Origin of the sequence: Acetobacter sp. P1H12_c, assembly GCF_018811975.1 — a bacterium.
In the GTDB taxonomy this organism is placed as follows: domain Bacteria; phylum Pseudomonadota; class Alphaproteobacteria; order Acetobacterales; family Acetobacteraceae; genus Acetobacter; species Acetobacter persici.
Genome location: NZ_JACRVR010000024.1, coordinates 20891 through 44977, shown reverse-complemented (window position 1 = coordinate 44977; position 24087 = coordinate 20891). Strand labels below are relative to the sequence as shown.

Sequence of the window (24087 nt, the reverse complement as noted above, 5' to 3'; positions counted from 1 at the left end):
CCTGACGACGGGGCGTCCGCTCGCCGCTCTCACGTTCCCGACGCAACCAGCGGATCGCCGTCGAAATCCCAACACCAAACCGCGCCGCAATCGAGCGGGCCGATGCTCCCGCAGCTCCAGCCTCCAGAACCCGCTTCCGAAGATCATCACTCAATGCTCGTGCCATCACCCTCTCCATCAGGAAAAACGGTGAATCACAAGACGCCTTCACTGTCACCTCTCGATTCAGGATTCAGTGGAACTGCTCTAGGCATCCAGCTTGAGCATAGCGCGGAAGTCCCTGGTAAAACCCCGTCTTTTGACCGTGTTTTTCTGACAGTTTCCTCCACCGACAATCCTGTTCTGGCCGAAACCGTTTATGAAACCCGCCGCTTTTTTCAGATGAAGCCGCATGATGAACGGGTTGAGGCCGTCTACGGCGCGGGCCAGCCCCGGCCGGGGCAAATCCGTATTCTGACCCGCACCATGCTGGGGGCGCTGGGGCAGATTGCGTATCAGATTGACGTGCCACAGGATGATATTACGTCCGGGCGCACCCAGCCCCGTATTCTGCTGATCGGGCGTGAGACAAAGCCCATTGTAGTGGTGCATGTTGGCAATACGTTGCCGGAAAACACGTTTTCTTCAGTCCGCTACAACAAGCGTTATTATTATATTTCTGAAAATGATTTTGACAGCAAACTTGCGTTTACCATGCTGCAAATTCTGCTTGAGCTTTCAAAAACCACAAAAAATCCTGGGACTATCGTGACTATTCCTGTCAACGGATAGACCGGAAAGCGCATCACCCCTGTCAGAATGACATAAAAAAGCCGGATCAGGATTTCTCCCGATCCGGCTTTTTCGAAGGTTCAGACTGGTCTTATTCCCACCAGACCGACAGGGAGCGCACACCCTGCGCACCCCGGATCAGCACGCCCTGAATATCCGCGGTCGCGGACGGGCCAGTCATCAGCACACCATATTTTGCGGTGTGGAATTCAGGCCGTTCGACATAGGCTGTGTGCATATTGGCTGTCAGGTTCTTCTCTGACAAAATCACCACAATATGCTGCGTCAGATGCGCTGCGGAATTCAGGCTGTTCAGTTGCGCTTCGCTCAGAAAGATAGAGCCCATTTCTGAAATACCGAACGGGCTGCGTACCACCAGAACATCTGTCGCCGCGGCCTGCTGCGGGGAGACCACATCTTCCAGACGGATGGTGCCTTCAAAATCCGGCACAGCGGAACAGATGATTTTGGCATCCGGAAAACGGCGTGCAATAGCCGTTGCCAGTGTATCCCCTTCCTGCGGAAGCAGGATCTGCCCCCCCAGAAGTTGCAGAGCATCTTCAAAGCGGGCCTTGCCTGCATCCATATCCCCCAGAACAGCAACGGGGGGCAGTTCATGAGCGGCAGGGTCCGGGCGGTTCGCGCGGAGTGTTGCCAGAATGCTATCGCGGGAACTCATCAGGCTTTCCCTCCTTTTGACTCTTTTTTGTCTTTAAGGCGGTTTTTCTTATACCAGCTATGGAAGGTCTGCTTGACCGGATGCGGCAACTCACGGTGTTTGCCCCATGGGTTCAGCCAGTTATACAGCACAAAGCGCGGCAGAGAGCTCAGCGCGACTTCCGTGCCGTTAATGGCCGTACGGTACAGGGTGGGCTGGCCCATCAGCTTTCCGGCCATATGCATGATTTCACGTTTTACAAATGGCAGTTCATGATGTTCAGCCAGAACACGGCGCCATTTATAAAGCTGTTCATGAATGTTGATTTTGACCGGGCAGACGTTTGTACAACTTCCGTTCATGGTCGAGGCAAACGGCAGCGTGCTGTATTTCCGCTCGTTAAAGGTCGGGTCAATAATCGCGCCAATCGGGCCGGAATAGACTGCCCCGTAGGACAGACCGCCAGACCGCCGGTAAACCGGGCAGGTGTTCATGCACGCGCCGCAACGGATACATTTGAGAGACGTCCAGAACTCTTCCATGCCCAGACGGGCAGAACGGCCATTATCCACCAGCACAATATGCATCTCCCCGCCCTTCTGCGGGCCACGGAAATGCGTGGTGTACTGCGTGATGGGAGACCCCAGCGCACTGCGGGACAGCAGGCGGATAAACACCCCCATATCCGCCATGCGGGGCACAATACGTTCAATCCCCAGTGTGGCGATATGCAGGTTTGGCACGGTTGCGCTCAGGTCGGCATTGCCTTCATTGGTGCAGACCACAAAGGTGCCGGTTTCCGCCACAAGAAAGTTGCCGCCCGTCATCCCGGCATCCGCCGTCAGGATTACCGGACGCGCCGCCATCCGCTGGGATTCCGCCAGAGACTGCGGGCTGTTATCGTTGGGGTCGGTATTGTAATTCTTGGCGAAAATCTTTGCCACATCCGGCACCAGCTTATGCACGGCCGGCACCACAATATGGCTGGGCATCTGGCCATCAAGCTGCTGAATCCGCTCACCCAGATCTGTTTCCGTCACGGTCACGCCGCGCGGTTCCAGATAAGGGCGCATGTCACATTCTTCCGTGACCATGGACTTGCTTTTGATCAGCGATTTTGCGCCATGCTTTTCCAGAATCTCGCCAACAATGCGGTTATGTTCCGCACCATCCGCCGCCCAGTGCACATGGATGCCGTTCTTTTTGGCATTGGCTTCAAACTGCTCCAGATATTCGGGCAGATTGGCAAGCGTATGCTCTTTAATGGCAGACGCCCGGCTGCGCAGTTCCTGCCATTCGGGCAGGAGGTGCATCTGCTGGTCACGCTTCTGGCGCATGTCCCACAGGCGTTCATCATGGAAGGTCAGATGCGGGGCATCTTCCAGAAATTCTTCTGCCGCCTTGGCGTGATTGACGGGTTTGACCTTCATGACCGCGCTCCGTTCAGAATTTCAGCGATATGAATAAAGCGGATGGGCACACCGCCACGTTCCGCACAGCCCTGCTGGTGCATCATGCAGGACGTATCTGCGGAGACGATATATTCTGCACCCGCCTGATGGTGATCCTTGACCTTATCCAGCCCCATACGGGCAGAAACGGCCTCTTCCGTCACAGAGAACGTGCCGCCAAACCCGCAACATTCATCAGGGCGCTTGGGCGTTGCGAAGGAGATGCCTTTCACCTTGTTGAGCAGATCCATCGGTTTGGAGAAAAACGGCTCGCCAAGCTCAGACATGCTGGCGGTCCGCAGGGAACGCAGGGTGCCGCAGCTATTATGCAGCCCGACCTTGTGCGGGAATTCCGCCCACGGGAAGTCCTCTACCTTCAGGATATCGTGCAGAAATTCGACCAGTTCAAACGTGTTTTTCCGAACATGTTGAACCTCTTCCGTCTGCGGGATTGCATCAAAATTATCCCGCACATGATGCGTGCAACTGCCGGACGGCATGACGATGGCGTCATATTTGGCAAAATTACGCACAAAGAGAGCTTCTGCCGCTGCGGCATCTGAATTGCAGCCGGAGTTTGCCATAGGCTGGCCACAGCAGGTCTGGTCCAGCGGGTAGTCCACATCCTGACCCAGCTTTTCCAGCAGTTCCAGTGTGGCAATCCCTGCGTTTGGGTAAAACGCATCAATATAACACGGTATAAAAAGACCTATTTTCATGCAAACCTCCGGCGGTAAAACAGGTTTTCAGCCTGTTGTGATCATGATCTCAACAAGAGAGGGACCATCGGAAGCCAGAGAAGCCTCAATGGCGGGTGCGATATCAGACGCGCGTGTCACCCGGCAGGACGGCACACCCATGGATTTCGCCATGGCCTGATAATCAATACTCGGATTAACAATATCCATCGCAGGATACGTTCCCTCACGTGCGGAAAGGTAATCTTTCTGTTGTCTCATAAAGTTTTTGAGAACGTTATATTCCTGATTGTTCATGACGATGAACGTGACAGGAAGTTTTTCATGCGCGGCGGTCCAGATGGCCTGCGGAGAATAGAGCGCTGCCCCATCCCCCACCAGCGAGACCACACGGTCGCGCCCCAGCCCCAGAGACGCCCCGACAGCGGCAGGCATTCCCCACCCCAGAGCACCGCCACGCAAAAAGGAATACTGGCCCGGCCATGTGCTTTCCAGAAACAGCCGGACGTCGGACGACGTCGCAATGGCCTCATCCACAATCGCTACGTCCGGCCCGATGGCCCGCACAGCCTCCCATGCCGCAACGCGCGGCGGGATGGCATCCTCATTCCGCCGGGCCTTTGCTTCCGCAATCGCTTCGGCCCGCTGGGCGCGCCGCGCAGCAGCCACCTGTTCGGCCTGAGCGGCATAGTCCGCCTGATGCGGGTTTGCTGCCTTGCTGAGCAGCGGCAGCAACGCCTGAAGAGAAGCCTTGATATCCCCCACAATGGACAGCGGCGTGTTAAATGTACGGCCTAGATCCCGCACATCAGAAGACATCTGATAGACCGCACAGCCCGGCGGCAGCGCAGGGCCTTCCGTGTAGAGAATGGTAATCAGCGATTTGCCACCCAAGGCAAAAATCGCATCATATGCACTCAGACGCTCGGCAATAGCCGTCGCCTGCGTCGGCAGATTGCCGCACCAGAGCGGATGCGCTGTCGAAAACGGCACGCGGGATGGCCATGAGGACCCATAGACCGGCGCCCCAAGGCACTCCGCTACAGCCGCGACTTCGGCCGCGGCATCGGACGCATAAACTTCATCCCCGGCAATCAGCGCAATCCGGCCCGGCGCAATGCGTGTAAGAGCCTTTGCCAGATCCTCCAGCCCGCCCGCCACGGCAGCCCGGTTGATCACGGACGGCGTGCCGATATCAACCCCGCTCATTTCCTCCATCACATCCATGGGCAGAGAGAGAAAGACGGGGCCAGCCGGAGCCGCCATGGAATCGTGAAAGGCGCGGCGCAGCAGAACAGGCAACTGGTCCGCATGGGCCACTTCCTGCGCCCATTTGACGGCAGGGCGGGCAATCTGCACCAGATCTCCAAACAGGAGCGGGTCAGAAATGGTGTGCCGGGAATCCTGCTGGCCTGCCGTAACAACCAGCGGCGTCTGGGAAACACTGGCATTGAGCAGATTGCCCATACCATGCCCCAGCCCCCCGGCTGTATGCAGGTTCAGGAAGCCCGGCCTGCGGGCCGCCTGAGCATAACCATCAGCCATGGCCACCACGCTGGCTTCCTGCAGGCCGAGAATATAGGAGACGTTTGGCACTTCCAGCAGGGCATCCATCAAAGGCAACTCGGTTGTGCCGGGGTTGCCAAAAATATAGTCCACCCCTTCACTGCGCAGAATTTCAAGCAGCACAGCCGCACCACGCCGCATGCCCTTCTGCCCGGCTGCATCAAGCGATGAAATCTGCATTCCGATTATCCTTCTGTTGTGCCCTGCACAGACCTGCCCGCCTGAATGTCAGGCGGCTGCGCCCTTTATGGCACTCCGTCTGCCCGCTGGTAACTGCTCCCACACACTGTGTAACGCAGCACGGGTGCAGAAAGCCCACGGGCATACTGGCCCGGCAGTCCGGCAAAGATGATAATCGTCCTGCATAATCAGCCCTTAATCCGCATGTGGCGCCTCCTGTTATAACAGGAAACGCCACATGAAAACACCCGAAAACAGATTTCTGCCCTGACTCTGCTCAGGCGGCTGCGGACGTTTCCCCAAGCTGGGCCAGCGGCTTCATCAGCAGGTGGTTCTGGGAATAATCAACCGGCACGGCAATAACCACCGGGCCTTCAATATCCATGGCGGCCCTGAGAGCCTTGCCCACACCGTCAGCCGATGTCACGGTGATGCCCTTTGCCCCACAGGCTTCCGCGTATTTGGCGAAGTCGATCGGCCCGAACTCCACCCCGGACCCACGGCCGTATTTCTTCTTCTCCTGCATTTCCACCATGTTATAGGCCTGATCAATCCAGACCATATGGATCAGGTTACATTTGAGGCGCACGGCGGTTTCCAGTTCCATGCTGGACATCATGAACCCGCCATCCCCGGAGATGGAAATAACCTTTTGCGCCGGGTTGAGCAGGCTTGCGGCAATCCCCCACGGCAGACCAACCCCCATTGTCTGCTGCCCATTGCTGATCAGCACCTGACGTGCGCGGAAGGAGAGCAGATAGCGGGCCAGCCAGATATGGAACGTGCCCATATCCAGACAAAGCGTGACATCCGGAGTAACAATCTGCTCCAGTTCCCGGACAATCTGTAACGGATGCACGGCCGTATTGCTTGTGCTGCGCGCATCCCGCAGCGCCCCGGCACGGGCAATTTTGTACCCCTCAAGAATAGATTCCAGTTCTGGCGCACGGGCCAGCTTACCCGCCTCCCGTGCCAGTGCCTTCACCGTCGGGGCAATGTCACCAACCAGTTCAACAACCGGGACAAACGCGTTATCCAGTTCCGCCGCAACAATATCAATATTGATAATCTTGCGGGCGTCATTCACGTTCCATAGCCAGGGGTCATATTCCACCGGATTATACCCGATGGTCACCACCACATCCGCTTCATGCAGAAGCTGGTCCCCATGCTGGTTGCGGAACAGACCAACACGCCCGCCAAAACGGTCCACCAGTTCATGCGAGACCGCACCGGCTGCCTGATACGTCCCGACAACCGGCACACCCGTGGTTGCCACAAACGCCCGCACGGCTTCCGCCACATCCGGGCGGCTGGCCAGCAGGCCAAGCAGCACGACCGGGCGTCTGGCATTTTTCAGCAGCTTTGTGGCGTCAGCAATGGTCTCGGCAGAGGCGGGGCCGGTTTTTGGCACGGCACGATCTGCCAGAACAGGCGCCTGCGCGGGCATGGACAGCACATCCATCGGCGTGCTGACAAAAGAAGCGCCCGGACGCCCACTTTCCGCAAACCGGAAAGCGTTGGCCATAACTTCGGAAATCGCCAGAGGATTGGTAATTTCCACACTATATTTGGTAATGGGTTTGAACAGGCTGACCGTATCCATGGTCTGATGCGTCAGCTTGAGCCGGTCAGCCAGCTTGACGGCACCCCCAATTGCCAGAACCGGGTCCCCTTCAGAATTAGCGGTTGCCAGTCCTGTTACAAAGTTTGAAGCCCCGGGGCCGGATGTTGCAATTGCCACACCCGCCTTACCCGTCAGGCGACCAAGGCCACCGGCAATAAACGCCGCATTCTGTTCGTGCCGGGTCACTACCGTTTCAATCGGGGAATCAACCAGCGCGTCAAACAGGCGGTCCACCTTGGCGCCCGGAATACCAAAGACATGCGTGACACCATGCGCCACCAGATTTTTGACAATAAGCTCCGCGCCGCATTGTGCGGCGTGATCAGAAGGCTCGGTCATTGTTTTAAGTCCTGTTAAAAAGCTTCAGCCGCCTTCGGCAATCCGAATAGCTTCACTCAGATGTTCAGGATTGAGGTTTGCTTTTGCAAACTGCTCTGTGCGTGGCAACTGTATTTCAAGATCAGAGATCACGGCGACTTCAAGCTGGCCGCGCACCAGCCGGTATTCCGTCACATGGCCACCGCGTTTCTGATCTTCCGTCAGAAAATGCAGGTGATACCCGGCAACATTGACGCCCTGCATATAAACCGGTGTGCGGAAACCAATCATGGTACCCGTGACAGACTCCATCGTCAGGGTCGGCTGTTTTTTCACAACATCCAGCATGTGCGGATACGGTTTGCACTGGCAGAACACCGTGCGGGTATCCACCCGCTCAAACTGCCCGGTAAAGCGCACCGCCCCAAACAGGTTGGGGTTCCCCAGAAGCTGGTCAACCAGTGCCTCAAACGTCTCTTTTGTCTGCGGCTTATCAATATTGAGCGTCTTTTCCGGCTCAAAATACGTCACGCAGGCAAAAGGGGTTTTCAGAGAACCGGGAACTTCCGCCGCCTGCCCTTCCGCCCGGAACTGGCGGACAACGCCGTCAGTCACAATCATCTCGCCGTCCAGCGCGTTGAACGTGCCCAGACCAAAGTTCCCGTGATGCAGCACTTCATCCAGCGTGGTTTCTCCGTCATACACCGCATCCAGCAGAGCGGCCATGGTAGAGGTCTGATAAAGGCGGTTGGCGACGGGCTTCTTCCCGATACCATTTCCGAGAGCAGAAGACCGAACGTCCATGTCTGCCACCGGGCTGTTCTTCATGCTGCGCACTGTTCAAACTCATTGTTGCTGATCTCAGTGACACAGACGTTATTACAGCGCGATCTAGTCTTCCAATATATATTGAATGCTTTTTTCATATGATATAAATATGCCAGATGGATGTCAGACACCTGCGCTATTTTGTCACTGTGGCGGACCACGGCAGCATTACCCGTGCCGCAGAAGAGCTAGGGATGGAACAACCACCCCTCAGCCAGCAGATCAAGCAACTGGAGCAGAAACTGGGCGTGGCCCTGTTTGAGCGCCAGACCCGCGGGGTAAAGCTGACGGAAATCGGGGCGACCCTCCTGCCCCGCGCCCGCACCATTCTGGACCTTCAGGCCCAGTTTCTGGTGACGGCCCACGGGCTGGCGCGGGGCGAGTTAGGGCATATCCGGCTCGGGCTGGCGGGGGCTGTGCCGCTTTTGCCGGTGATCCCGCTTGCCATCCGGCGCTTTAGAGAAAGCGCGCCAGATGTCACTCTCTCACTGGAAGAAAGCAATACGCCAGCACTCTGCGCGGCGCTGCATGACCACAGTACAGACCTTGCCATTATCCGGCCGCCCGTGCCGGACCCGGCGCGCCTCTCTGTTTCTCATCTGCTGGATGAACCGACTGTTATCGCCCTGCCACGCGGGCACCGGCTGGCCCACCATCCGGTGATCAGTCTGGACATGGTTGCTAAAGATCCGCTGATCATCTTCCCGCGTGAACTGGGTCCTGGCTTTCACGACGCTATTTTATCAGCCTACCAACTGGCAGGTGTTACCCCCCCCATGGGGCAGCAGGCACCGCAGATTGCCGGGACTGTGCCGCTGGTGGCCGCAGGGCTTGGGGTGTCCGTCGTGCCGCGCTCACTCAGCCAGATTCATGCGGGCGGCGTGACCTTCCACACCCTGAGCGAACCAGCCCCACGCGCAACATTAGCCGTTGCCATCCGCTCCGGCCAGAATATGCCTCTGGTCTCGCGTTTTGTGAAAATTCTTCGCACCGCCTGCCGGAAATGGGAAAATATGAGCCTTGAAGACCAGTTTCCCGCAGCAGACCCGTAAAAGTCTTTTTGTCAGACTTCTAAAAAATTCGGGGCTCCCTTTCCAGAAGCCCCGGTAACACTGTTTTACAGACCAACCAGTTTCCGGATGGCCGGTTCAGCAATAATCATCAACCCACCCGGCGGGAAGGTTGTGCCGGAGAATGATCCGGTCACATCAGCCGAGCTGTTGATCAGCTCTTCTTCCTGATCAAAAATCTTCTTTTCAGCAGAAGAGATTTTTTTCTTGTGGCTATTCAGGGCATTCAGTCCCGCTGCGGCCATAACCGCAAGATTGTGGGACGTCGGGACCGCCTCGGACAAACCGCGCACTCTCGCCACCTGCTGGAATGCGGCATCGTTATCCCGCCAGATCTGCATCTGGGCCTTCAATGCCGGAACAACAGACCTGTCACCCGCAACATACTGGTCCACCAGCATGCTGAAGCGCACGGCAGGGAACGGATCTGGAGACGTAACTTCCCCAATTTCATCAAGCGCATCACCATGATGGCTGACATAACGGTTCATGACGTAATTGCGCAGCGGCACCGTGGCACTGGCCAGACGCTCCACCGGGTCAGCATTGGCAGGGGAGAGGCGCAGCGCCATCCGGTGTGTGTTGGCCTGTACGCCCGTCAGTTGCAATTCCGTATTCACCACGGCCAGACGCCGATACATGTCATTCACATCGCGCACGGATGCGGGAGACCAGAAGCGTTCCGCAATGGCCGCAGCGCGTGGCCAGTAGCGGGCGTCCAGCATTTCATCAGTCACCAGTTCGGACCAGAGCGGCGCTTCACCCCCCAGAATATACTGCTTCTGCTCATCCGTCAGCGGAGCGGGGGCCGGTTCTTTCACAAAGGCATTGACCAGATCAGGCCGCCCGCCTTTTGCCAGAAGTTTATCGGCCTGTGCGCGGGTAATGCCGTTTGCCGCCGGGTCATACGGGTCCACCAGATAATGCTGGGAAGCGGGCTGAAGCAGATCAAGATAATACCCGGCAGACACGATAACCGGATGATGATCCGCTGACGCAGAGGCCAGAAACTTTGAACTTCTCCAGACATCCACAACAACTTCTTTGGGAATTGGCGCTTCGCTCACCTCATCCCAGCCCACCATGACCTTACCCTGATCCGCGAGAATTTTCTGAACCTCAGCCGTAAAGTGCGCCTGCAGGGCCTGCGGCGTGGCAAACCCGTTATCCTTCATATAGGCAACAATTTTCGGATTTTTCATCCACTCACGGGGGTCCACTTCATCACCGCCGGAATGGAAATACGCATCCGGGAACAGTTTCCCCATTTCCGCGTAGAGTTTGCGGACAAAGCGGAGTGTTTCCGGAATGGTCGGGTCCAGTGCGGCGTTATTCTTGTTTTTCGGCTCCGGATTGACAGGGCTCTGCGCGGCCAGTTCCGGGTGCGCCAGCAAGAGCGCCAGTGCGTGCCCCGGCACATCAAACTCCGGCACAATCCGAATGCCACGATCAGCAGCATACGCTACAAGATCTTTCAGTTCCCGCTGCGTGTAATACTGGCCGTGGGACCCTTTTTCCGTTAGTTCCGGCATGCGTTTGCTTTCAACGCGGAAGCCGGTGCCATCGCTCAGATGCAGGTGCAGCACATTCATTTTGAGCAGTTCCATCGCGTCAAGCTGCCGCTGGAGCGTTTCAACCGCCATGAAATGCCGGGACGTATCAATCATGATCCCGCGCCAGGGGAAGCGCGGGCTGTCCGTAATGGTGGCAAACGCCAGTTGCGGCCCGTTTTCACCCCGCGTGACAAGCTGGGCCAGCGTTGCCAGACCATGCAGAACGCCGTCCGGGCCGTCGGCTGTCAGCGTTACGCCAGACGCATTGACCTGAAGGCTGTAATTTTCCTTTGCGTGGACTGTCAGCGCGTCCCGGTCTTCACCCACCTGAATATGCACGGGCACACTTGTCACCTGCCCTGCCTGCGCAGTGTCCACCTGCTCAGGGAGCACCCGGCCCGCCAGCATGTTGATGCGCTTTGTAAAACGTTCCCCAGCACGGGTGAGCAGAGGAGAGGGTTGCTGGTCCCACTGGATCGTCACGCCCCCACTCAGCGGCAGCGCACCGGCGGGCAGGGACACCGAAGCCGGCACAGGCATAAGCGCCGGTGCTGCCGGTGCAACGCCCGTGGAAACTGCCACAGGCTCTATCCCCTGCGGCGCTGCCAGCGCGGGAGCGGCAGAGAGCGTCAGAACAGCAGCGCTGCCCAAAAGTGCGCGACGAAGTTTTGAGAAAGTCTGGTGAGTCATTCTGCGTCCTATTCTTTTGAAGCAACGGCTGTCAGGCGATCTGCCGTGTCTGTCTGTGGTAGCGTGTTTATGCAGAAAGAAAGGCCTGCAATTCGGGATCATGCTGCATTTGCCAGAAAATGGCCTCGCGCTGTGTCAGGCGTGAGGCCGCAGCCTCATCCAGCAGCACAAGACAATGCGGATGGAATTGCAGGGCGGACCCCGGCACCAGCGCGCTGACCGGCCCTTCAATAACCCGTGCCACAATATCAGCCTTTGCAGCACCCGTGACAACAAGCAGGGCCTCGCGCGAGTCCAGAATGGTGCCTGTTCCCATGGTCAGAGCGCGGGCCGGGACCTGTGCCATGTCATTATCAAACATGACCGCATTCTGCTGGAGCGTGGCCTGCGCCAGTGTCACGACATGGGTGCGGCCATTGAGCGCGGAAAGGGGTTCATTAAACCCGATATGCCCGTTCTCCCCCAGCCCGAGTAACTGGAGGTCAATACCGCCTGCCTGAGCAATCCGGCTTTCGTAAGAACGGGCTTCTGCTTCAGCGTCCTCTGCGGCGCCATCCGGAACGTGCGTGTTGTGCTCGGGGATGTTGATCAGCCGGAAGAGATGCGTCTGCATATAGTAGCGGTAAGACTGCGGGTGCTGCGCCGTCAGGCCGATATATTCATCCAGATTAAACGTCGTCACGCCGCTGAAATCTATAGACTGCTCCTCAGCCCTTTCCGCAAGCTGCGCGTAGATGGCTTCCATCGTGCGGCCGGTGGCAAGCCCCAGCACGGACTCAGGCTTTGTCTGGACCTGTTGTGCAAGCACCTGTGCCGCCAGACGTCTTGTCTGGGCGGCATCGGAACATATGACGACTTTCATAAAAAATCAGTCTCCAGCGGAAATAATCAGGGATTCAGGAGCAGGGCCGCCTGTTTTGGCACGCAGAGCAAGGCTCCAGCCAGCAATAAAAATATAAGCCGGGATAACCAGCGCCATAAAAGCGTGCAAATTCCCCAGCATAGGGGCGATGTGAACAAAAATCTGCGGCAGCACGGCCCCGCCGGAATAGGCCATGACCAGAAACGCCGTTGCCTTCGCGCCATCAGACCCGGCTTCTGCCAGCACAATCGGGAACAGCGCAGGCAGGATCATGGCATTGGCAAACCCAAGCAATGCCACACAGAAAACCGGAATAAGGCCGGGCGCCACCAGAGCAACCAGACAGATGACAATACCCAGCAGGCAGCAGGTGAGCATATAGCCATCCTGACTGATAAAACGCGGGACAATAATCATCCCGACCAGATAGCCCAGCATCATGGAGGCCAGCGTCAGGGCTGTCAGGTATTTGGTAATATCCAGAGAAAGGCCAAAGGAATGTCCAAACAGCCCGATGGCATCGCCCGCCATAACCTCCACGCCGACATACAGGAACATGGCAAAAACGCCTGTCAGCAGCCAGACGGGCTGAGCTTTACGGGCTGGAGCCCCCTGCGGTTCTGCGGCATCAAGGGTAATTTCCGGTAAGGGCGCACGGGCAACGAGAATGGCCAGCAGCACGAGCAGTCCGGCCATCACCTGATACGGCACATGCACAGCATGCGTAAACTGCGTCAGCACCGCGTCCCGCACGGGTCCAGCCGGAGTATGGCTGATATTGGCAACAACCTGCCCGACATCCGGCATGACAATCAGTGCAAAAAGCACCGGGGCCACAATACCTGCAAATTTGTTGGCAATCCCCATAATGGCAATACGCTGCGCCGCGCGATCATGATCACCCAGCAGGCTGACATAGGGGTTAACCGTAATTTGCAGGAGGGAAAGCCCGGCGCCGATCACACTCAGGCCGCTGAGTGCGCCCGCGTACCACCGCCCGTTGACACATTCCCCAAACAGCAGCGTACCTGCCGCCATGATGGCAAGAGCGACAACAAGGCCACGCCGCAGGCCGATCCGCCGGGCCAGCAGCGTGGCAGGCAGCGGGAAGACAAGATAGGCCAGATAAAAACAGACAGGCACCAGAAAGGACGCCACATCGCTCAGATTAAAGGCAATCTGAACAAAGGTGATCAGCGGTCCGTTAAGCCAGGTCACAAAACCGATACTGAAAAACAGGGCCGCCATAATCAGCACAGGCCGCCAGCCATACGCACCGGCCGGACTTGCAATCGGAAACCTGAGCACGCTGCACTCCTTCAGCAAAGGGCCGGAGAAAGCCTCCGGCGCCTTATCTCACTCTTTATACCGTAGCAGGGCTGAGAGCCTGCTGCACGCTCTCAGAACCCGGAAGAGATGGACACCATAGCGGCAAACACGCCGCCAACATAATAAACCGGAGCGCTCCCCGCAGCGACAGCGCCGGTAGAGGTCACGTGCGGATGCGCGTTGGCCGTATAGCTGGACCCGGAGCGATAATGATTATCCCCGATATTGGTCAGGTTAAGCTGGATCTGCGGGTGCTTCAGGTAGCTGAAGGACTTCATGCGGTAACCCAGCGTGATGTTTGAGGTCACGTAGGCTGGCATCTGCTCATCATTCATGAACGTGGTGTACTGTGTATCCACGTAGCGCAGGTCAAAGTTGCCGAAGAACCGGCCATCATCATAGTTCAGGCCGATTGCGCCGGTAAATTTGGGAGCCTGAACAGCAATTTTCCCGGCTGTTGGCAGATAACCGCTGCCCGTATTGAAGTTATTGTCAAACGTGGAATGCAGAAATTGCCCGGACAGATAAGGGCTGAAATGGTGCCAGCGGGCCAGACCAAATTCCGCCTGCACCCCGCGGGATGTCTGCCCGCCGATATTGATGGGAGACGCCACCATCATGTTGGTGTTGGGGATGTAGCCGGTGGATGTCACCTGATGGTTTGTCAGGTTGATATTAAACAGCGACATGGAGAAATTATAGAAATTCCCCTGATGACGATAGCCGATTTCCTCACTGATGGAATATTCCGGCTTCAGGCTCTGCGGCTGCATGGTAGCGTGGGACGCATTGGGATCAAAAATCTGGGAATAGGCTTCCACAGATTCCGGCGCACGGAAGGACGTGGTGCCGTTGATGTAAATCTGATCCTTGGGCGTGATCATGTAGCTGGCGGAAAACTGCGGCAGCGGTTCAAAATAGTTGCCCTGCATTTTGTACGGGTCCGCGCCCGGCACAAGGTTTGTGCCCTGACGGGAGACCATGGCAACGCGGAAACCGGCACTCAGGGTCAGTTTATCATTCAGCAACTTCTGCGTATCCGCAATAAACAGCGTGTTGACCTGCTGCATGAAGTTCAGGTCATACCCGGTCAGGATCTTACCGCCTACGCGGATCACATCCCCGGACCAGCCGCTGCCATCCGCATAAACGGGGCGGAAATCGGACAGCTCTTCATGCGTGGTATAGGCATACCACCAGCCGAAGGAGAACGTGTTACTTCTGGACAGGCGCCAGTCCGCAGAGACATTGAGACCACCAGTCTTCTGGTTCCACGGATCACGGCTGGAAGTCAGGATGGAGCCGTTTACCGGCGTCCCCACATTCAGGTCACCATATTGCTGTGTGCCAAAATACCCGCCTGAGGCAGGAATGTTCTCACCGCCCAGAGAGGGGCCAAACTGGTGCACATAATAGGGCGAGACATGCAGATGCAGGTTGTCCGCCAACGTGAAGTGCATCGGCAGAACAACAAGCTGCTGATTGAGGTTTTGCTGATTCAGCTTGTAATATCTGGAATCGCCGGGCGTGAAGTGTTTATCATAGGAGAAGCCCACCCCATACTGGTCCCACTGCGCTTTGGTGGGGGAGCGCCATGATGTTGCGGACTGCTTGTTGTACGAGAAAATTGCGGAAATGCTGTTCCCGTCACCCCATTCTTTAACGAATTTTGAGTCCAGATGATAGCGGAGCAGGCCGCCCGGCCCACGCGCCCCGTTATCATAACTGGTGTGGGAGAAAGACACATATCCACGCACGCCGGAATTACCGATATCCCCGGTATCCAGACGGATAAATTCCTTATTGTAGCTGTAAGACCCGCCACCAAGATCCAGAAAGCCGCCTGCTTTATGGGACGGGTTGAGTGCTGTCGCGGTAATCTGACCACCCACCGCGTTATAGAACGGCGCGTTCAGATCAGGGGACCCCTGTGAGACCGTCACGGACCCCAGGTTTTCAGAGTCAATCAGCGTAGATGTGTAAGGCGCATAGTTGATCGGATCAGCCAGAGGCGCGCCTTCAAACAGGTAGCCCATCTGTGTTTCGTTCAGGCCACGTACCTGAAGATGGTCTCCTGTCATCCCGAACGGGTCCTGACTGGAAACGGTCACACCCGGCAAATCTGCTACCAGAGACGTGATGTTTGAAGAGGGTGCCTGTTTGGCGATAAAATCACGCGTGATGCCGCTTTGTGAGCGCGGGGCTGTCTGATGCGGCATCAGGCCGCCACCCGGTGTCCGGTTGGTCACACCTGTAGAAGAGACGGAGTGACTGGTGACGGAAATTTCTTCCGTGCCACCGGTAAACTGGCCCAGAACGGAAGAGCTCAGCCCGTTTCCGGCGGAAGACTTCTTCCGGACAGGAGCAGAAGATTTGGAAAGCTTCTTTACCTGACTTCCGGATGATGAAGCAGGCGCTGACTGCGCATGCGCGGACACGGCCAGAAGACCCGTCAGCGCAACACAGGAGACTGAAAGCTGACGCAGTGAAAGACGCATGATGAACAACCCCCTTGCCCGATCGTGGAAATGCCTCACATCATTCCCAAATAGAAACGTAACCCTGCAAATTCCGTTGTTAGTATGCAATGGGGGTTTAAAGAGAACGATTTAATTCACACCACAAACAAAGATTTTGCCGCATGTTCTCGCTTATCGTTGCACAAAAGACACATTTCGGAAGCGGTCCGAGATGATTTCAGACCCCGCCGTGCCCAAAAATGAAATACCGCGCCGCGAGACTTGCCGCCCCCCTGGCAAAACTTTCCGGCTCAAAATCACGAAAATTGATCATGGTACAGGCGTTTGTGCGGTGCAGGATATGGGATTCGGCCTCATATTGCAGGGCGTGGCCGTACACGCTTTCTTTCAGGGCCGGGTCAAGCATCACCACAACATGGCTGGGATCGAGCATCTGAATAAGCTGCGCTGTCGCAATCCCCATGGCGGAGCCCGCCCTGTGCAGGGTACTGACGGCATCCGCATGACCCTCCGCCGCCAGACGCGCCAGATCCCGCGTGCTGGTTGATAACCCCGCCTGTCTGGCCGCATTCCCGATGGCAAGAAGGGACGCCACAGTTTCCAGACACCCGCGATTGCCGCAGCGGCACGGCAACGCCTGCTGCGGATCTAACGTGACAGGCGCATGCGAGATTTCCCCCGCGCCGCCAGTATTACCCCATAGCAAACGCCCATTGACGATGTGGGCGCAGCCGATGCCGTGGCTGACAAAAATCATGCTGAAATCCGGGCTGCCTCTGAGCGGACCGAAGAGCTGCTCACCCAGAATCAGCGCCTTGGCATCATTCTCCACCCACACAGGCAACCCCGTCCGCTCAGCCAGCGTCGCCCCTATGTTGATATTCCGCCACCCAAGGGCTGTACAGGCCAGACAGGTTTGCCTGTCTCTGGCCACAAAACCGGGCAGAGCGAGGCCAATCCCGGAGAGTTTTGCCCGCTCCTTCCCCAGAGACGCCCGCAGGGTTTTGACCGTTTTAACCAGAAGCGTGACGCACTCCTCCGGGTCCGCCAGACGGGGCACTTCGATTCTGCTCAGAGTTGTCCCGTGCAGATCAGTCAGCACCACAACCGCCGGATCATCCTGAAGGGAAATACCGATAAACCATGCGGCATTCGCCCGCACCACCAGCGGTACAGAAGGCCGGCCCGCCCCGTAAACAGGGTCCTGTTCAGACAAGATATCGCGATCCAGCAGGTCCCGCACCAGTGCGGAAATAGCGGCTTTACTCAGCCCCAGTTCCTGCGCGAGTTCCGTCCGGCTCTGTGCGCCATGGCGGCTCAGAGTGCTGAGAATCTGATAATGGCCTGAAGACAGCATGGGCCGTCCTTTCCCTGCAAAACCGATACGGAAAGATAATTTATGGCATGAAACAAGTCAGGCAAACAGGTGGAATGTTATTTACAAACTCCCTTTGAAATACTAACCCGGAAGGGAAGAGAGTTAGCGGGTCGTATTTTTGCGTACCGTGTTGTCCAGCGCGTTTAATCACGGATGTCCTTATGCTTCTTTGTGCAGACATCGGCGGGTCGTTTATCGATTTTGCTCTCGTCCATCCGGATGGCAGACTGGAACAGCGTCATGCCGTGCCCACACCGGTTGACGATGCCGAAAGCTTTATCACCGCGTTAGAAACACTGTGCGCCCCCTATCCTGCCCTGCCGCTGCATATTGCGATTGCCGGGGTTGAAAACCCGCAGACAGGCCATGTTCACGCCGCTAATATTCCCGGGATTCTGACCGTACCGCTTAGAGAAAAACTGAGTCTGCGCACGCAGCGTGTGGTCCATATCGGCAATGATGCTGACTGTTTTGCGCTGGCAGAAGCGCGGTTTGGTGCGGCCAGAGGGCACCGCAATGTTTTCGGCCTTATTCTGGGCACGGGCATTGGCGGGGGGCTGGTTCTGGACGGGCAGATTGTACCTGGTCTGGGCGGTGTTACTGGGGAGTTGGGGCATGCGCCCGTTGTCATTGCGCCGCCGTTTCTGACAGACCCGGATGAAGTTGCCGCCACGGTGCCCCTGTTCCGCTGTGGATGCGGGCAGTCAGGCTGTCTTGATACTATTGCGGGTGCCAGATCTCTCGAACGGCTGCATCTCTGGGCAGGCGGAACACATGAAACAAGCCATGCCATTCTCAGACTTTGGGAAGAGGGAGACAGGCAGGCCACCAGAACACTATCTGTCTGGATGACATACACCAGTGCGGCTCTGGCTCATGTTCTGAACGTCACGGGGAGCACCGTTGTCCCTGTTGCTGGCGGATTAAGTAATTCTGATCTCCTTGTTCAGACGCTGGACCGTGCGGTGCGGGACCGTATTCTCTCTCCTACATCTCAGCCCCTCCTCCGGCGCGCCATTCTGGGTAAAGATGCCGGAATTCTTGGTGCCGCCTGCCTCGGGCCGGAGCTTTGCTATGATCCGTGTTGAAATCTGCATAGAAACCCCGCAGGGCATTCAGGCGGCAGAGGCCGCGGGAGCCGACAGGCTGGAGCTTTGTGCCTCACTGGACGCCGGTGGCCTGACCCCCAGCGCGGGCCTAATGGCGTATGCGGCCCAGCGCCCTCTGCCTACCCTTGCGATGATCCGCCCCCGGGCCGGTTCCTTCATTTTTGACGCAGAGGAAGCCGCCGTGATGCAGAACGATATTCGTGCTGCCCGGGCGGCGGGACTGACCGGGGTGGTGCTGGGCGCGCTCCGGCCAGACCGGCATCTGGACCATGAACTGCTCCTGCGCCAGTGCGATGCCTGTGGCCCTCTGGAACGCACGCTGCACCGCGCATTTGACCTGACGCAAGATCCGTTTGCAGAGCTGGAATTTGCTATTTCCGCAGGCTTTACACGCATTCTGACTTCCGGCCAGAAGCCCACCGCGCCGGAGGGTGCCGACTGCCTCGCCCGGTTGCAGAAACAGGCGGCAGGACGGCTTGTCATTCTGGCGGGAAGCGACGTGAAAGCCGGAAATGTTGCGACTCTGATCCGCCAGACCGGCGTGACAGAAGTCCATGCCTCCTGCCGCAAACCCTCTGTTGCGGACCCGGAGGATGCGGCTTTGGGCTTTGGCTCCCAACCTGTCGTGACAGATGCTGACGCTATCCGCGCCCTGATAGCCGCCACACGACAGACCGGAAGCCAGCCCGCATGAACCTGCTCGATCTGAGCGTCATGCTGGCCTATCTGGCTGGCATGCCTCTGCTGGCCGTCCTGCTCTCAGGCAAACAATCCTCCACAAGCGCCTATCTGGAAGGCGGCCATGATCTGCCCTGGTGGGCGCTGTGCCTGTCTATGGTCGCGACGGAAACATCCACGCTGACCGTTATCAGTGTGCCCGGCGTGGCGTTTGGCAACGGGATGGTTTTTGTCGGGCTGGCGCTGGGGTATCTGCTGGGCCGTGCGATTGTCGCGTGGAAATTCCTGCCACTTTACAGTTCAGGCCGTATGCTGAGCGCGTATGACTATCTGGGCCAGCGCTTTGGCGCACGGATGCAGCGCATTGCCTCCGCAACCTTTCTGGGCACGCGCGTTCTGGCCGAGGCCGTCCGGCTGTTTGCAGGCATGCTGCCTCTGACAGCCATGCTCGCGGCAACGCATATGGCTGTTCCCCATATGGTTCTTCTGACAACTGTTGTCGGGATCACGCTTTTTTATACGTTATGCGGCGGCTTACGCGCGGTTGTGTGGTCAGACGCTATTCAGTTCTGCCTCTATCTGGGTGGTTCGGCCATCTGCGCCGCGCTGCTGATGCACGGTCTGCCCGCAGGCAGCTTCAGTACGTTACAGCATGCCGGGAAGTTCGCTCTGTTCGCGCATGCCAGCACGCCTTTCAGCAGTGCATTTACCCCCATTGCAGCCATTGGGGGCGGAACACTGATGACGCTGGCCTCCCACGGCACAGACCAGCTTATGGTGCAGCGCGTGCTGGCCGCCCGCAGCCTGAAGGAAGCCCGTATGGCTCTGATGGGCAGCGCCGTGGGCGTCACCGCGCTATTTTTCCTGCTGTCTGGCGTTGGGATTTTGCTGTGGCTGTATCACGGGCAGGTTCCGTTGCAGGAGACAGGGCTATCCTCACCCGATGCGATTTTCCCGGACTATATTGTGCATGGTCTGCCCGCTGGCCTGCGCGGCCTGATGGTGGCGGCCATTCTGGCGGCGACAATGGGTTCTCTGTCCTCCACCCTCTCCGCCATGACCGCGGCCACAGTGGGAGATTTTTCTGCACTCTGCACAAAACTGGGCCGCATCCTGTCCCTCAGCCCGCTGGGGCTTGCACGGGCTTTTACAGTCTTCTGGAGCGTGATTCTTGTAGGCTGCTCACTGCTGTTTGCGCAGGGGAGCCAGTCTGCGGTGCTGCTGGGCTTTTCCATTGCAGCCTGCGGATATGGTCCCATGCTGGGGACGTTTCTGGCGGGTATGACCATCCCCTCGGCCCGTGCAACGGAGCTGATTCCGGCCTTCTGCCTGACCGTGCCGCTCGTTTTGCTGGCGATGGCGACAGTCCGGCCCGCCGGGCACCCGCTTGCCTTCCCCTGGCTAATTCTGACAGGCATCCTGCTGCTATTTTTCTTTGCGACCAGCCTGCGGCTGGCGCGCGGCCTTTTCTCACGCTCTGCACGGAACTCTGACGCATGACCAACCTTCCCCGCCGCGCCCTCGCACGCCAGAGCGGCAAGGCTCTTCTCGGGCTGGGGGGAGCCTTAGTCGCGTCCCGGCTGGCATCCGGCGTCCCGGCGCAGGCCGCAACACCTGCGCACGCCGCCCCTTGCCAGAAAACGCCTGCGGGCCGCGTGAAAATCGGGTTTGAAAAACTGCGGGAGCAAGGCTACGCACCGCTGCGGGGGCACAAGGTTGGCGTGATTGCCAATGTCGCCAGCGTGGATAATTCCCTCACCTCTATTGTAGACTGCCTGCATCAGGCAGAGGGCGTGCAGCTCCAGGCCATTTTCGGGCCGGAGCATGGCTTTCGCGGGTCCATGCGGGAAGGCTTTTCAGAACCGGAAATGCAGGACCCGGAAACAGGCTGCACCGTGTATGATATTTACACAAAAACCGGAGATGCGCTGAAAAATATCCTGAAAAAATCAGGTATCACACTTCTTGTTTTTGATATTCAGGATACGGGCTCCCGGTTCTACACCTATATCTGGACGCTCTATGACTGCATGATGGCCTGCGCCGAGCTTGGGCTCCCCATACTGGTGCTGGACCGCCCCAACCCGATTTCCGGACTGGACGCCTCCGGCCCGGTGCTGGACCCGCGACTGGCCTCTTTTGTTGGCCGCGCACCCATTGCCCTGCGCCATGGCATGACGGTTGCGGAACTTGCCCGGCTGTTCAATGCCGTTTTCGTTTCTGCACAGACAGGCAAAAAAGCCACGCTGGATATTCTCCCGATGGAAGGCTGGCAGCGTGGCATGTTTTTTGAAGATACGGGCCTGACATGGTGCCCGCCCAGCCCCAACATGCCCACTCCGTTAACAGCACTGGTTTATCCGGGCACCTGCCTGTTTGAAGGCACCAGTTTTTCCGTCGGGCGCGGCACAACCATGCCGTTTTTGTATCTGGGGAGCGCCGCTGTCGATGGCCGCGTCTGGGCGGCGGCCACAAAAGCCGGATGTGCCGGCACGGCCTTCCGGGATGTGTGGTTCACATCCCTTGTAGACCCTTTCAAGAATACGCTGCTGCACGGCCTGCACTGCGCCGTGACGGACCGTAACAGCTTTGCCCCTATTGCCACCGGCATGACGCTGCTCAGCACCGGGCGGCATCTGGCTGGCCCGTCTTTCTGGCAGGGAAATGGAAAAACTTTTGACCAGCTTTGCGGAAACGCGCAGATCCGGCCCATGCTGGATAAAGGGGCTGATGCTCAGGCTCTGGCCGCCATATGGGAGAAAGACCTCGCGTCCTTCCGTGCCCTGCGCCAGTCCTTTCTTTTGTACTAACAACAGGATTTTTGTTGCATGACCCAGCAGGCTCCCTCCTCCCTTACTGGTCCGGCCAAAACCGAAACATATGATTCCCGGTATGAGGCGCTGGACCTCTGGCCAACCGGCACCCTGCTGGATGTACTACTGGAAAGTCAGCTTGGGGCGGTTGCCTCTGTCAAAGCCGCACTTCCCGACATGGAAGAGGCCATTACGGCCGCCCTGCCGCGCCTGCAACGGGGTGGCCGCCTGTTTTACGTAGGGGCTGGCACCTCTGGCCGGATTGGCTTGCAGGATGGTGTGGAACTGATCCCCACCTATGGCTGGCCGGAAGAGCGCCTTGTTCTGCTGCTGGCCGGGGGCGATGCCGCCCTGTTCCAGCCGGTAGAAGGGGCTGAGGATGATGAAGAGGCCGCCCGCGCCGCTATCACAACCCATAAGGCTGGCCCGGATGATGTTGTGATTGGCGTGGCCGCCAGCGGAGGCACCCCGTATACCTGCGCAGCGCTCACCTGCGCCCGCGCGGCGGGCAGCCTGACCATTGGCCTGTCCTGTAGCCCAGAGACTCGTCTGCTGCGCGAGGCGGAACTGGGACTGCTGATTGAAACCGGGCCGGAAGTCGTGGCCGGGTCCACGCGCATGAAGGCCGGGACCGCGCAGAAAGTGGCACTCAACATGCTTTCCACCGCGCTGATGATCCGGCTGGGTCATACATGGCGCGGGCAGATGGTCGATATGAAGATCGTCAACGCCAAACTGGTGCGGCGTGCCCACCGCATGGTGCAGCAGCTCACAGACTGCACGGAAGCCGAGGCGAAAGAGGCGCTGGAGAAAGCCGGAGGCAGCATCAAGCTGGCCGTGCTGGTATGTTTTGGCTTTTCCCCGGAGGAAGGCCGTGCGGTACTGGAGCAAAATGCGGGCAATCTGCGCTCGGTTCTGAAAAACCGCTGACCACGCCTAAAAAAGCCGCTTAAGGCCGCCCGGACCGATGGTACGGGTGGCCAGCGGCAATTGCCTGTGCCCGGTAAATCTGTTCAACCAGCATGATACGCACCAGCATGTGCGGCCATGTGAGGGTGCCTAACGTCAGTTTGGCATCAGCGCGCTGAATGACTGAGGCGTCCAGCCCCTCCGCGCCGCCAATAACAAAGCAGAGCGTCCGACCCAGTGCGGACCAGTCTGCCACAGCGTCAGAAAACGCCACGCTGTCAAAAGCACGTCCGGCTTCATCAAGCGCCACCAGAAAAGCCTGATCTGGACAGGCGGCCAGAATGGCCTGTGCTTCCCGCCGTTTGATTTCATCCGGGCTGCCCCGGCCATCGGCCAGTTCCACAATATCAAGCTTAGGGCGCAGGCGTTTGAGATAGCGGGCGACAAGCGCCTGCTCGGACTTACCCTTCATGCGCCCGACGGCAATCAGCTTCATGCTGCGCTCTTCCCTTGCTGCAAAAAGATCATTCTGATCCGAGGCCGTTTAAAAAAATTGGGGAAGCAAGACTGCTTCCCCTTTTTGTAAGCGCAGACTGTTAGGACGCACAGAGGGTCAAACAGGGGTGACAGCCTCTTCGTTCCCGTCATCCAGTTCCGCGCCCCACATTTTTTCCAGACCATACAGCTCACGCGCTTCCGGCTTAAATAGATGAACCACGATATCGCCCGTATCCAGCAACACCCAGTCGGACCCATTTGTGCCTTCAACCAGCACACGCTTGATGCCGATATCTTTCAGCTTGCGTTCAATATGCTGCGCCATGGCGGAGATCTGACGGTCCGCCACACCGGTGGCGATCACCATCCGGTCTGCAAAGGACGCACGACCCGTCAGGTCGATAACGACAATATTCTCGCCCTTATCATCTTCCAGACTGTTGACGATAAGTTCGAGCGACTGGGCAATAACGTCCGGAGAGGCCGCCTCACGCTTGACCTTGCCCTTCGGCCCGGCAGCGGCGGCTTTTTTACGCACAGACCCGGCCACCTTGGCGGCACCGGCCAGAGCGGGTTTTGCGGTTGCGGCTTTTTTCTTAGTGGCCGTGGAGGACCTGCTGC

21 protein-coding genes are annotated in these 24087 nt (G+C 57.9%); 7 read left to right on the top strand and 14 right to left on the bottom strand.

Annotation, left to right across the window (positions count from 1 at the left end):
* Nucleotides 1-166, bottom strand: a 166-nt coding sequence (locus KP699_RS11630; protein ID WP_215762733.1) for a helix-turn-helix domain-containing protein, incomplete at its 3' end; no start/stop codon positions are given.
* A gap of 23 nt (nucleotides 167-189) precedes the next feature.
* Between KP699_RS11630 and KP699_RS11625 the strand changes: the two genes are divergently transcribed.
* A complete protein-coding gene (locus KP699_RS11625) occupies nucleotides 190-771 on the top strand; it encodes a hypothetical protein (RefSeq protein WP_252347006.1) in 582 nt (193 codons plus the stop codon).
* Between the two features lie 91 nt (nucleotides 772-862).
* Here the strand turns inward: KP699_RS11625 and KP699_RS11620 are convergent, their stop codons facing one another.
* The 6 genes from KP699_RS11620 to budA form a co-directional block, all read right to left on the bottom strand.
* The gene (locus KP699_RS11620) at nucleotides 863-1450 is read right to left on the bottom strand and encodes an LUD domain-containing protein (RefSeq protein WP_077930459.1); all 588 of its coding nucleotides are present in this window, start codon (nucleotides 1448-1450) and stop codon (nucleotides 863-865) included.
* The gene (locus KP699_RS11615) at nucleotides 1450-2859 is read right to left on the bottom strand and encodes a lactate utilization protein B (RefSeq protein WP_077930460.1); all 1410 of its coding nucleotides are present in this window, start codon (nucleotides 2857-2859) and stop codon (nucleotides 1450-1452) included. Before KP699_RS11615 ends, KP699_RS11620 begins: the two co-directional genes overlap by 1 nt.
* The gene (locus KP699_RS11610; protein WP_025828180.1) at nucleotides 2856-3599 is read right to left on the bottom strand and encodes a (Fe-S)-binding protein; all 744 of its coding nucleotides are present in this window, start codon (nucleotides 3597-3599) and stop codon (nucleotides 2856-2858) included. The genes KP699_RS11615 and KP699_RS11610 overlap by 4 nt, the downstream gene beginning before the upstream one ends.
* Before the next feature lie 27 nt (nucleotides 3600-3626).
* Complete coding sequence (locus KP699_RS11605) at nucleotides 3627-5324, bottom strand: thiamine pyrophosphate-binding protein (RefSeq protein WP_215762731.1); 1698 nt, start codon at nucleotides 5322-5324, stop codon at nucleotides 3627-3629.
* Nucleotides 5325-5601: 277 nt separating this feature from the next.
* The gene (alsS, locus tag KP699_RS11600) at nucleotides 5602-7290 is read right to left on the bottom strand and encodes an acetolactate synthase AlsS (RefSeq protein WP_215762730.1); all 1689 of its coding nucleotides are present in this window, start codon (nucleotides 7288-7290) and stop codon (nucleotides 5602-5604) included.
* Between the two features lie 24 nt (nucleotides 7291-7314).
* Nucleotides 7315-8097, bottom strand: coding sequence for an acetolactate decarboxylase (budA, locus tag KP699_RS11595; RefSeq protein ID WP_025828175.1), 783 nt, complete (start codon nucleotides 8095-8097; stop codon nucleotides 7315-7317).
* Between the two features lie 116 nt (nucleotides 8098-8213).
* Here budA and KP699_RS11590 point away from each other — a divergent pair, with 116 nt between their 5' ends.
* Nucleotides 8214-9149: a LysR family transcriptional regulator gene (locus KP699_RS11590; RefSeq protein WP_215762729.1), complete on the top strand. Its 936-nt coding sequence runs from the start codon at nucleotides 8214-8216 to the stop codon at nucleotides 9147-9149.
* A 65-nt stretch (nucleotides 9150-9214) separates the two neighbouring features.
* On the opposite strand, the gene KP699_RS11585 is transcribed toward KP699_RS11590, so the two are convergent.
* From KP699_RS11585 to KP699_RS11565, 5 genes are all read right to left on the bottom strand, one after another.
* Entirely contained in the window at nucleotides 9215-11410 is a 2196-nt protein-coding gene (locus KP699_RS11585) for a beta-N-acetylhexosaminidase (protein ID WP_252347004.1), read from the bottom strand.
* Nucleotides 11411-11477: 67 nt separating this feature from the next.
* Complete coding sequence (nagB, locus tag KP699_RS11580; protein ID WP_215762728.1) at nucleotides 11478-12272, bottom strand: glucosamine-6-phosphate deaminase; 795 nt, start codon at nucleotides 12270-12272, stop codon at nucleotides 11478-11480.
* A 6-nt stretch (nucleotides 12273-12278) separates the two neighbouring features.
* Entirely contained in the window at nucleotides 12279-13580 is a 1302-nt protein-coding gene (gluP, locus tag KP699_RS11575; RefSeq protein ID WP_308164917.1) for a glucose/galactose MFS transporter, read from the bottom strand.
* Nucleotides 13581-13672: 92 nt separating this feature from the next.
* Complete coding sequence (locus KP699_RS11570; RefSeq protein WP_215762727.1) at nucleotides 13673-16099, bottom strand: TonB-dependent receptor; 2427 nt, start codon at nucleotides 16097-16099, stop codon at nucleotides 13673-13675.
* Nucleotides 16100-16298: 199 nt separating this feature from the next.
* Nucleotides 16299-17438: an ROK family transcriptional regulator gene (locus KP699_RS11565; RefSeq protein ID WP_215762726.1), complete on the bottom strand. Its 1140-nt coding sequence runs from the start codon at nucleotides 17436-17438 to the stop codon at nucleotides 16299-16301.
* Nucleotides 17439-17620: 182 nt separating this feature from the next.
* Between KP699_RS11565 and KP699_RS11560 the strand changes: the two genes are divergently transcribed.
* From KP699_RS11560 to KP699_RS11540, 5 genes are read left to right on the top strand one after another with little or no spacing between them, the layout of a single operon-like run.
* Nucleotides 17621-18547 carry an ROK family protein gene (locus KP699_RS11560; protein ID WP_215762725.1) on the top strand — a complete coding sequence of 309 codons (927 nt, stop codon included), beginning with the start codon at nucleotides 17621-17623 and terminating at the stop codon, nucleotides 18545-18547.
* Complete coding sequence (locus KP699_RS11555; RefSeq protein WP_215762724.1) at nucleotides 18534-19262, top strand: copper homeostasis protein CutC; 729 nt, start codon at nucleotides 18534-18536, stop codon at nucleotides 19260-19262. The genes KP699_RS11560 and KP699_RS11555 overlap by 14 nt, the downstream gene beginning before the upstream one ends.
* Nucleotides 19259-20746: a sodium:solute symporter gene (locus KP699_RS11550; protein WP_215762723.1), complete on the top strand. Its 1488-nt coding sequence runs from the start codon at nucleotides 19259-19261 to the stop codon at nucleotides 20744-20746. The genes KP699_RS11555 and KP699_RS11550 overlap by 4 nt, the downstream gene beginning before the upstream one ends.
* A complete protein-coding gene (locus tag KP699_RS11545) occupies nucleotides 20743-22056 on the top strand; it encodes an exo-beta-N-acetylmuramidase NamZ domain-containing protein (protein WP_215762722.1) in 1314 nt (437 codons plus the stop codon). The genes KP699_RS11550 and KP699_RS11545 overlap by 4 nt, the downstream gene beginning before the upstream one ends.
* Nucleotides 22057-22074: 18 nt before the next feature.
* The gene (locus KP699_RS11540) at nucleotides 22075-22989 is read left to right on the top strand and encodes an N-acetylmuramic acid 6-phosphate etherase (RefSeq protein WP_215762721.1); all 915 of its coding nucleotides are present in this window, start codon (nucleotides 22075-22077) and stop codon (nucleotides 22987-22989) included.
* Nucleotides 22990-23008: 19 nt separating this feature from the next.
* Here the strand turns inward: KP699_RS11540 and KP699_RS11535 are convergent, their stop codons facing one another.
* Nucleotides 23009-23464, bottom strand: coding sequence for a 23S rRNA (pseudouridine(1915)-N(3))-methyltransferase RlmH (locus KP699_RS11535; RefSeq protein WP_215762720.1), 456 nt, complete (start codon nucleotides 23462-23464; stop codon nucleotides 23009-23011).
* A gap of 117 nt (nucleotides 23465-23581) precedes the next feature.
* Nucleotides 23582-24034, bottom strand: a complete 453-nt coding sequence (rsfS, locus tag KP699_RS11530; RefSeq protein ID WP_237388808.1) for a ribosome silencing factor — start codon at nucleotides 24032-24034, stop codon at nucleotides 23582-23584.
* Nucleotides 24035-24087: the final 53 nt, after the last annotated feature.

What these genes read in the sequence shown, in the direction of transcription:
- KP699_RS11535 (WP_215762720.1), bottom strand. Translation starts at nt 23,464, where the DNA reads ATGAAGCTGATTGCCGTCGGGCGCATGAAGGGTAAGTCCGAGCAGGCG.
- KP699_RS11605 (WP_215762731.1), bottom strand. Translation starts at nt 5,324, where the DNA reads ATGCAGATTTCATCGCTTGATGCAGCCGGGCAGAAGGGCATGCGGCGT.
- KP699_RS11555 (WP_215762724.1), top strand. Translation starts at nt 18,534, where the DNA reads ATGATCCGTGTTGAAATCTGCATAGAAACCCCGCAGGGCATTCAGGCG.
- KP699_RS11560 (WP_215762725.1), top strand. Translation starts at nt 17,621, where the DNA reads ATGCTTCTTTGTGCAGACATCGGCGGGTCGTTTATCGATTTTGCTCTC.
- KP699_RS11615 (WP_077930460.1), bottom strand. Translation starts at nt 2,859, where the DNA reads ATGAAGGTCAAACCCGTCAATCACGCCAAGGCGGCAGAAGAATTTCTG.
- budA (WP_025828175.1), bottom strand. Translation starts at nt 8,097, where the DNA reads ATGAAGAACAGCCCGGTGGCAGACATGGACGTTCGGTCTTCTGCTCTC.
- nagB (WP_215762728.1), bottom strand. Translation starts at nt 12,272, where the DNA reads ATGAAAGTCGTCATATGTTCCGATGCCGCCCAGACAAGACGTCTGGCG.
- KP699_RS11590 (WP_215762729.1), top strand. Translation starts at nt 8,214, where the DNA reads ATGGATGTCAGACACCTGCGCTATTTTGTCACTGTGGCGGACCACGGC.
- KP699_RS11585 (WP_252347004.1), bottom strand. Translation starts at nt 11,410, where the DNA reads ATGACTCACCAGACTTTCTCAAAACTTCGTCGCGCACTTTTGGGCAGC.
- alsS (WP_215762730.1), bottom strand. Translation starts at nt 7,290, where the DNA reads ATGACCGAGCCTTCTGATCACGCCGCACAATGCGGCGCGGAGCTTATT.
- KP699_RS11620 (WP_077930459.1), bottom strand. Translation starts at nt 1,450, where the DNA reads ATGAGTTCCCGCGATAGCATTCTGGCAACACTCCGCGCGAACCGCCCG.
- KP699_RS11540 (WP_215762721.1), top strand. Translation starts at nt 22,075, where the DNA reads ATGACCCAGCAGGCTCCCTCCTCCCTTACTGGTCCGGCCAAAACCGAA.
- KP699_RS11570 (WP_215762727.1), bottom strand. Translation starts at nt 16,099, where the DNA reads ATGCGTCTTTCACTGCGTCAGCTTTCAGTCTCCTGTGTTGCGCTGACG.
- KP699_RS11610 (WP_025828180.1), bottom strand. Translation starts at nt 3,599, where the DNA reads ATGAAAATAGGTCTTTTTATACCGTGTTATATTGATGCGTTTTACCCA.
- KP699_RS11550 (WP_215762723.1), top strand. Translation starts at nt 19,259, where the DNA reads ATGAACCTGCTCGATCTGAGCGTCATGCTGGCCTATCTGGCTGGCATG.
- KP699_RS11545 (WP_215762722.1), top strand. Translation starts at nt 20,743, where the DNA reads ATGACCAACCTTCCCCGCCGCGCCCTCGCACGCCAGAGCGGCAAGGCT.
- KP699_RS11565 (WP_215762726.1), bottom strand. Translation starts at nt 17,438, where the DNA reads ATGCTGTCTTCAGGCCATTATCAGATTCTCAGCACTCTGAGCCGCCAT.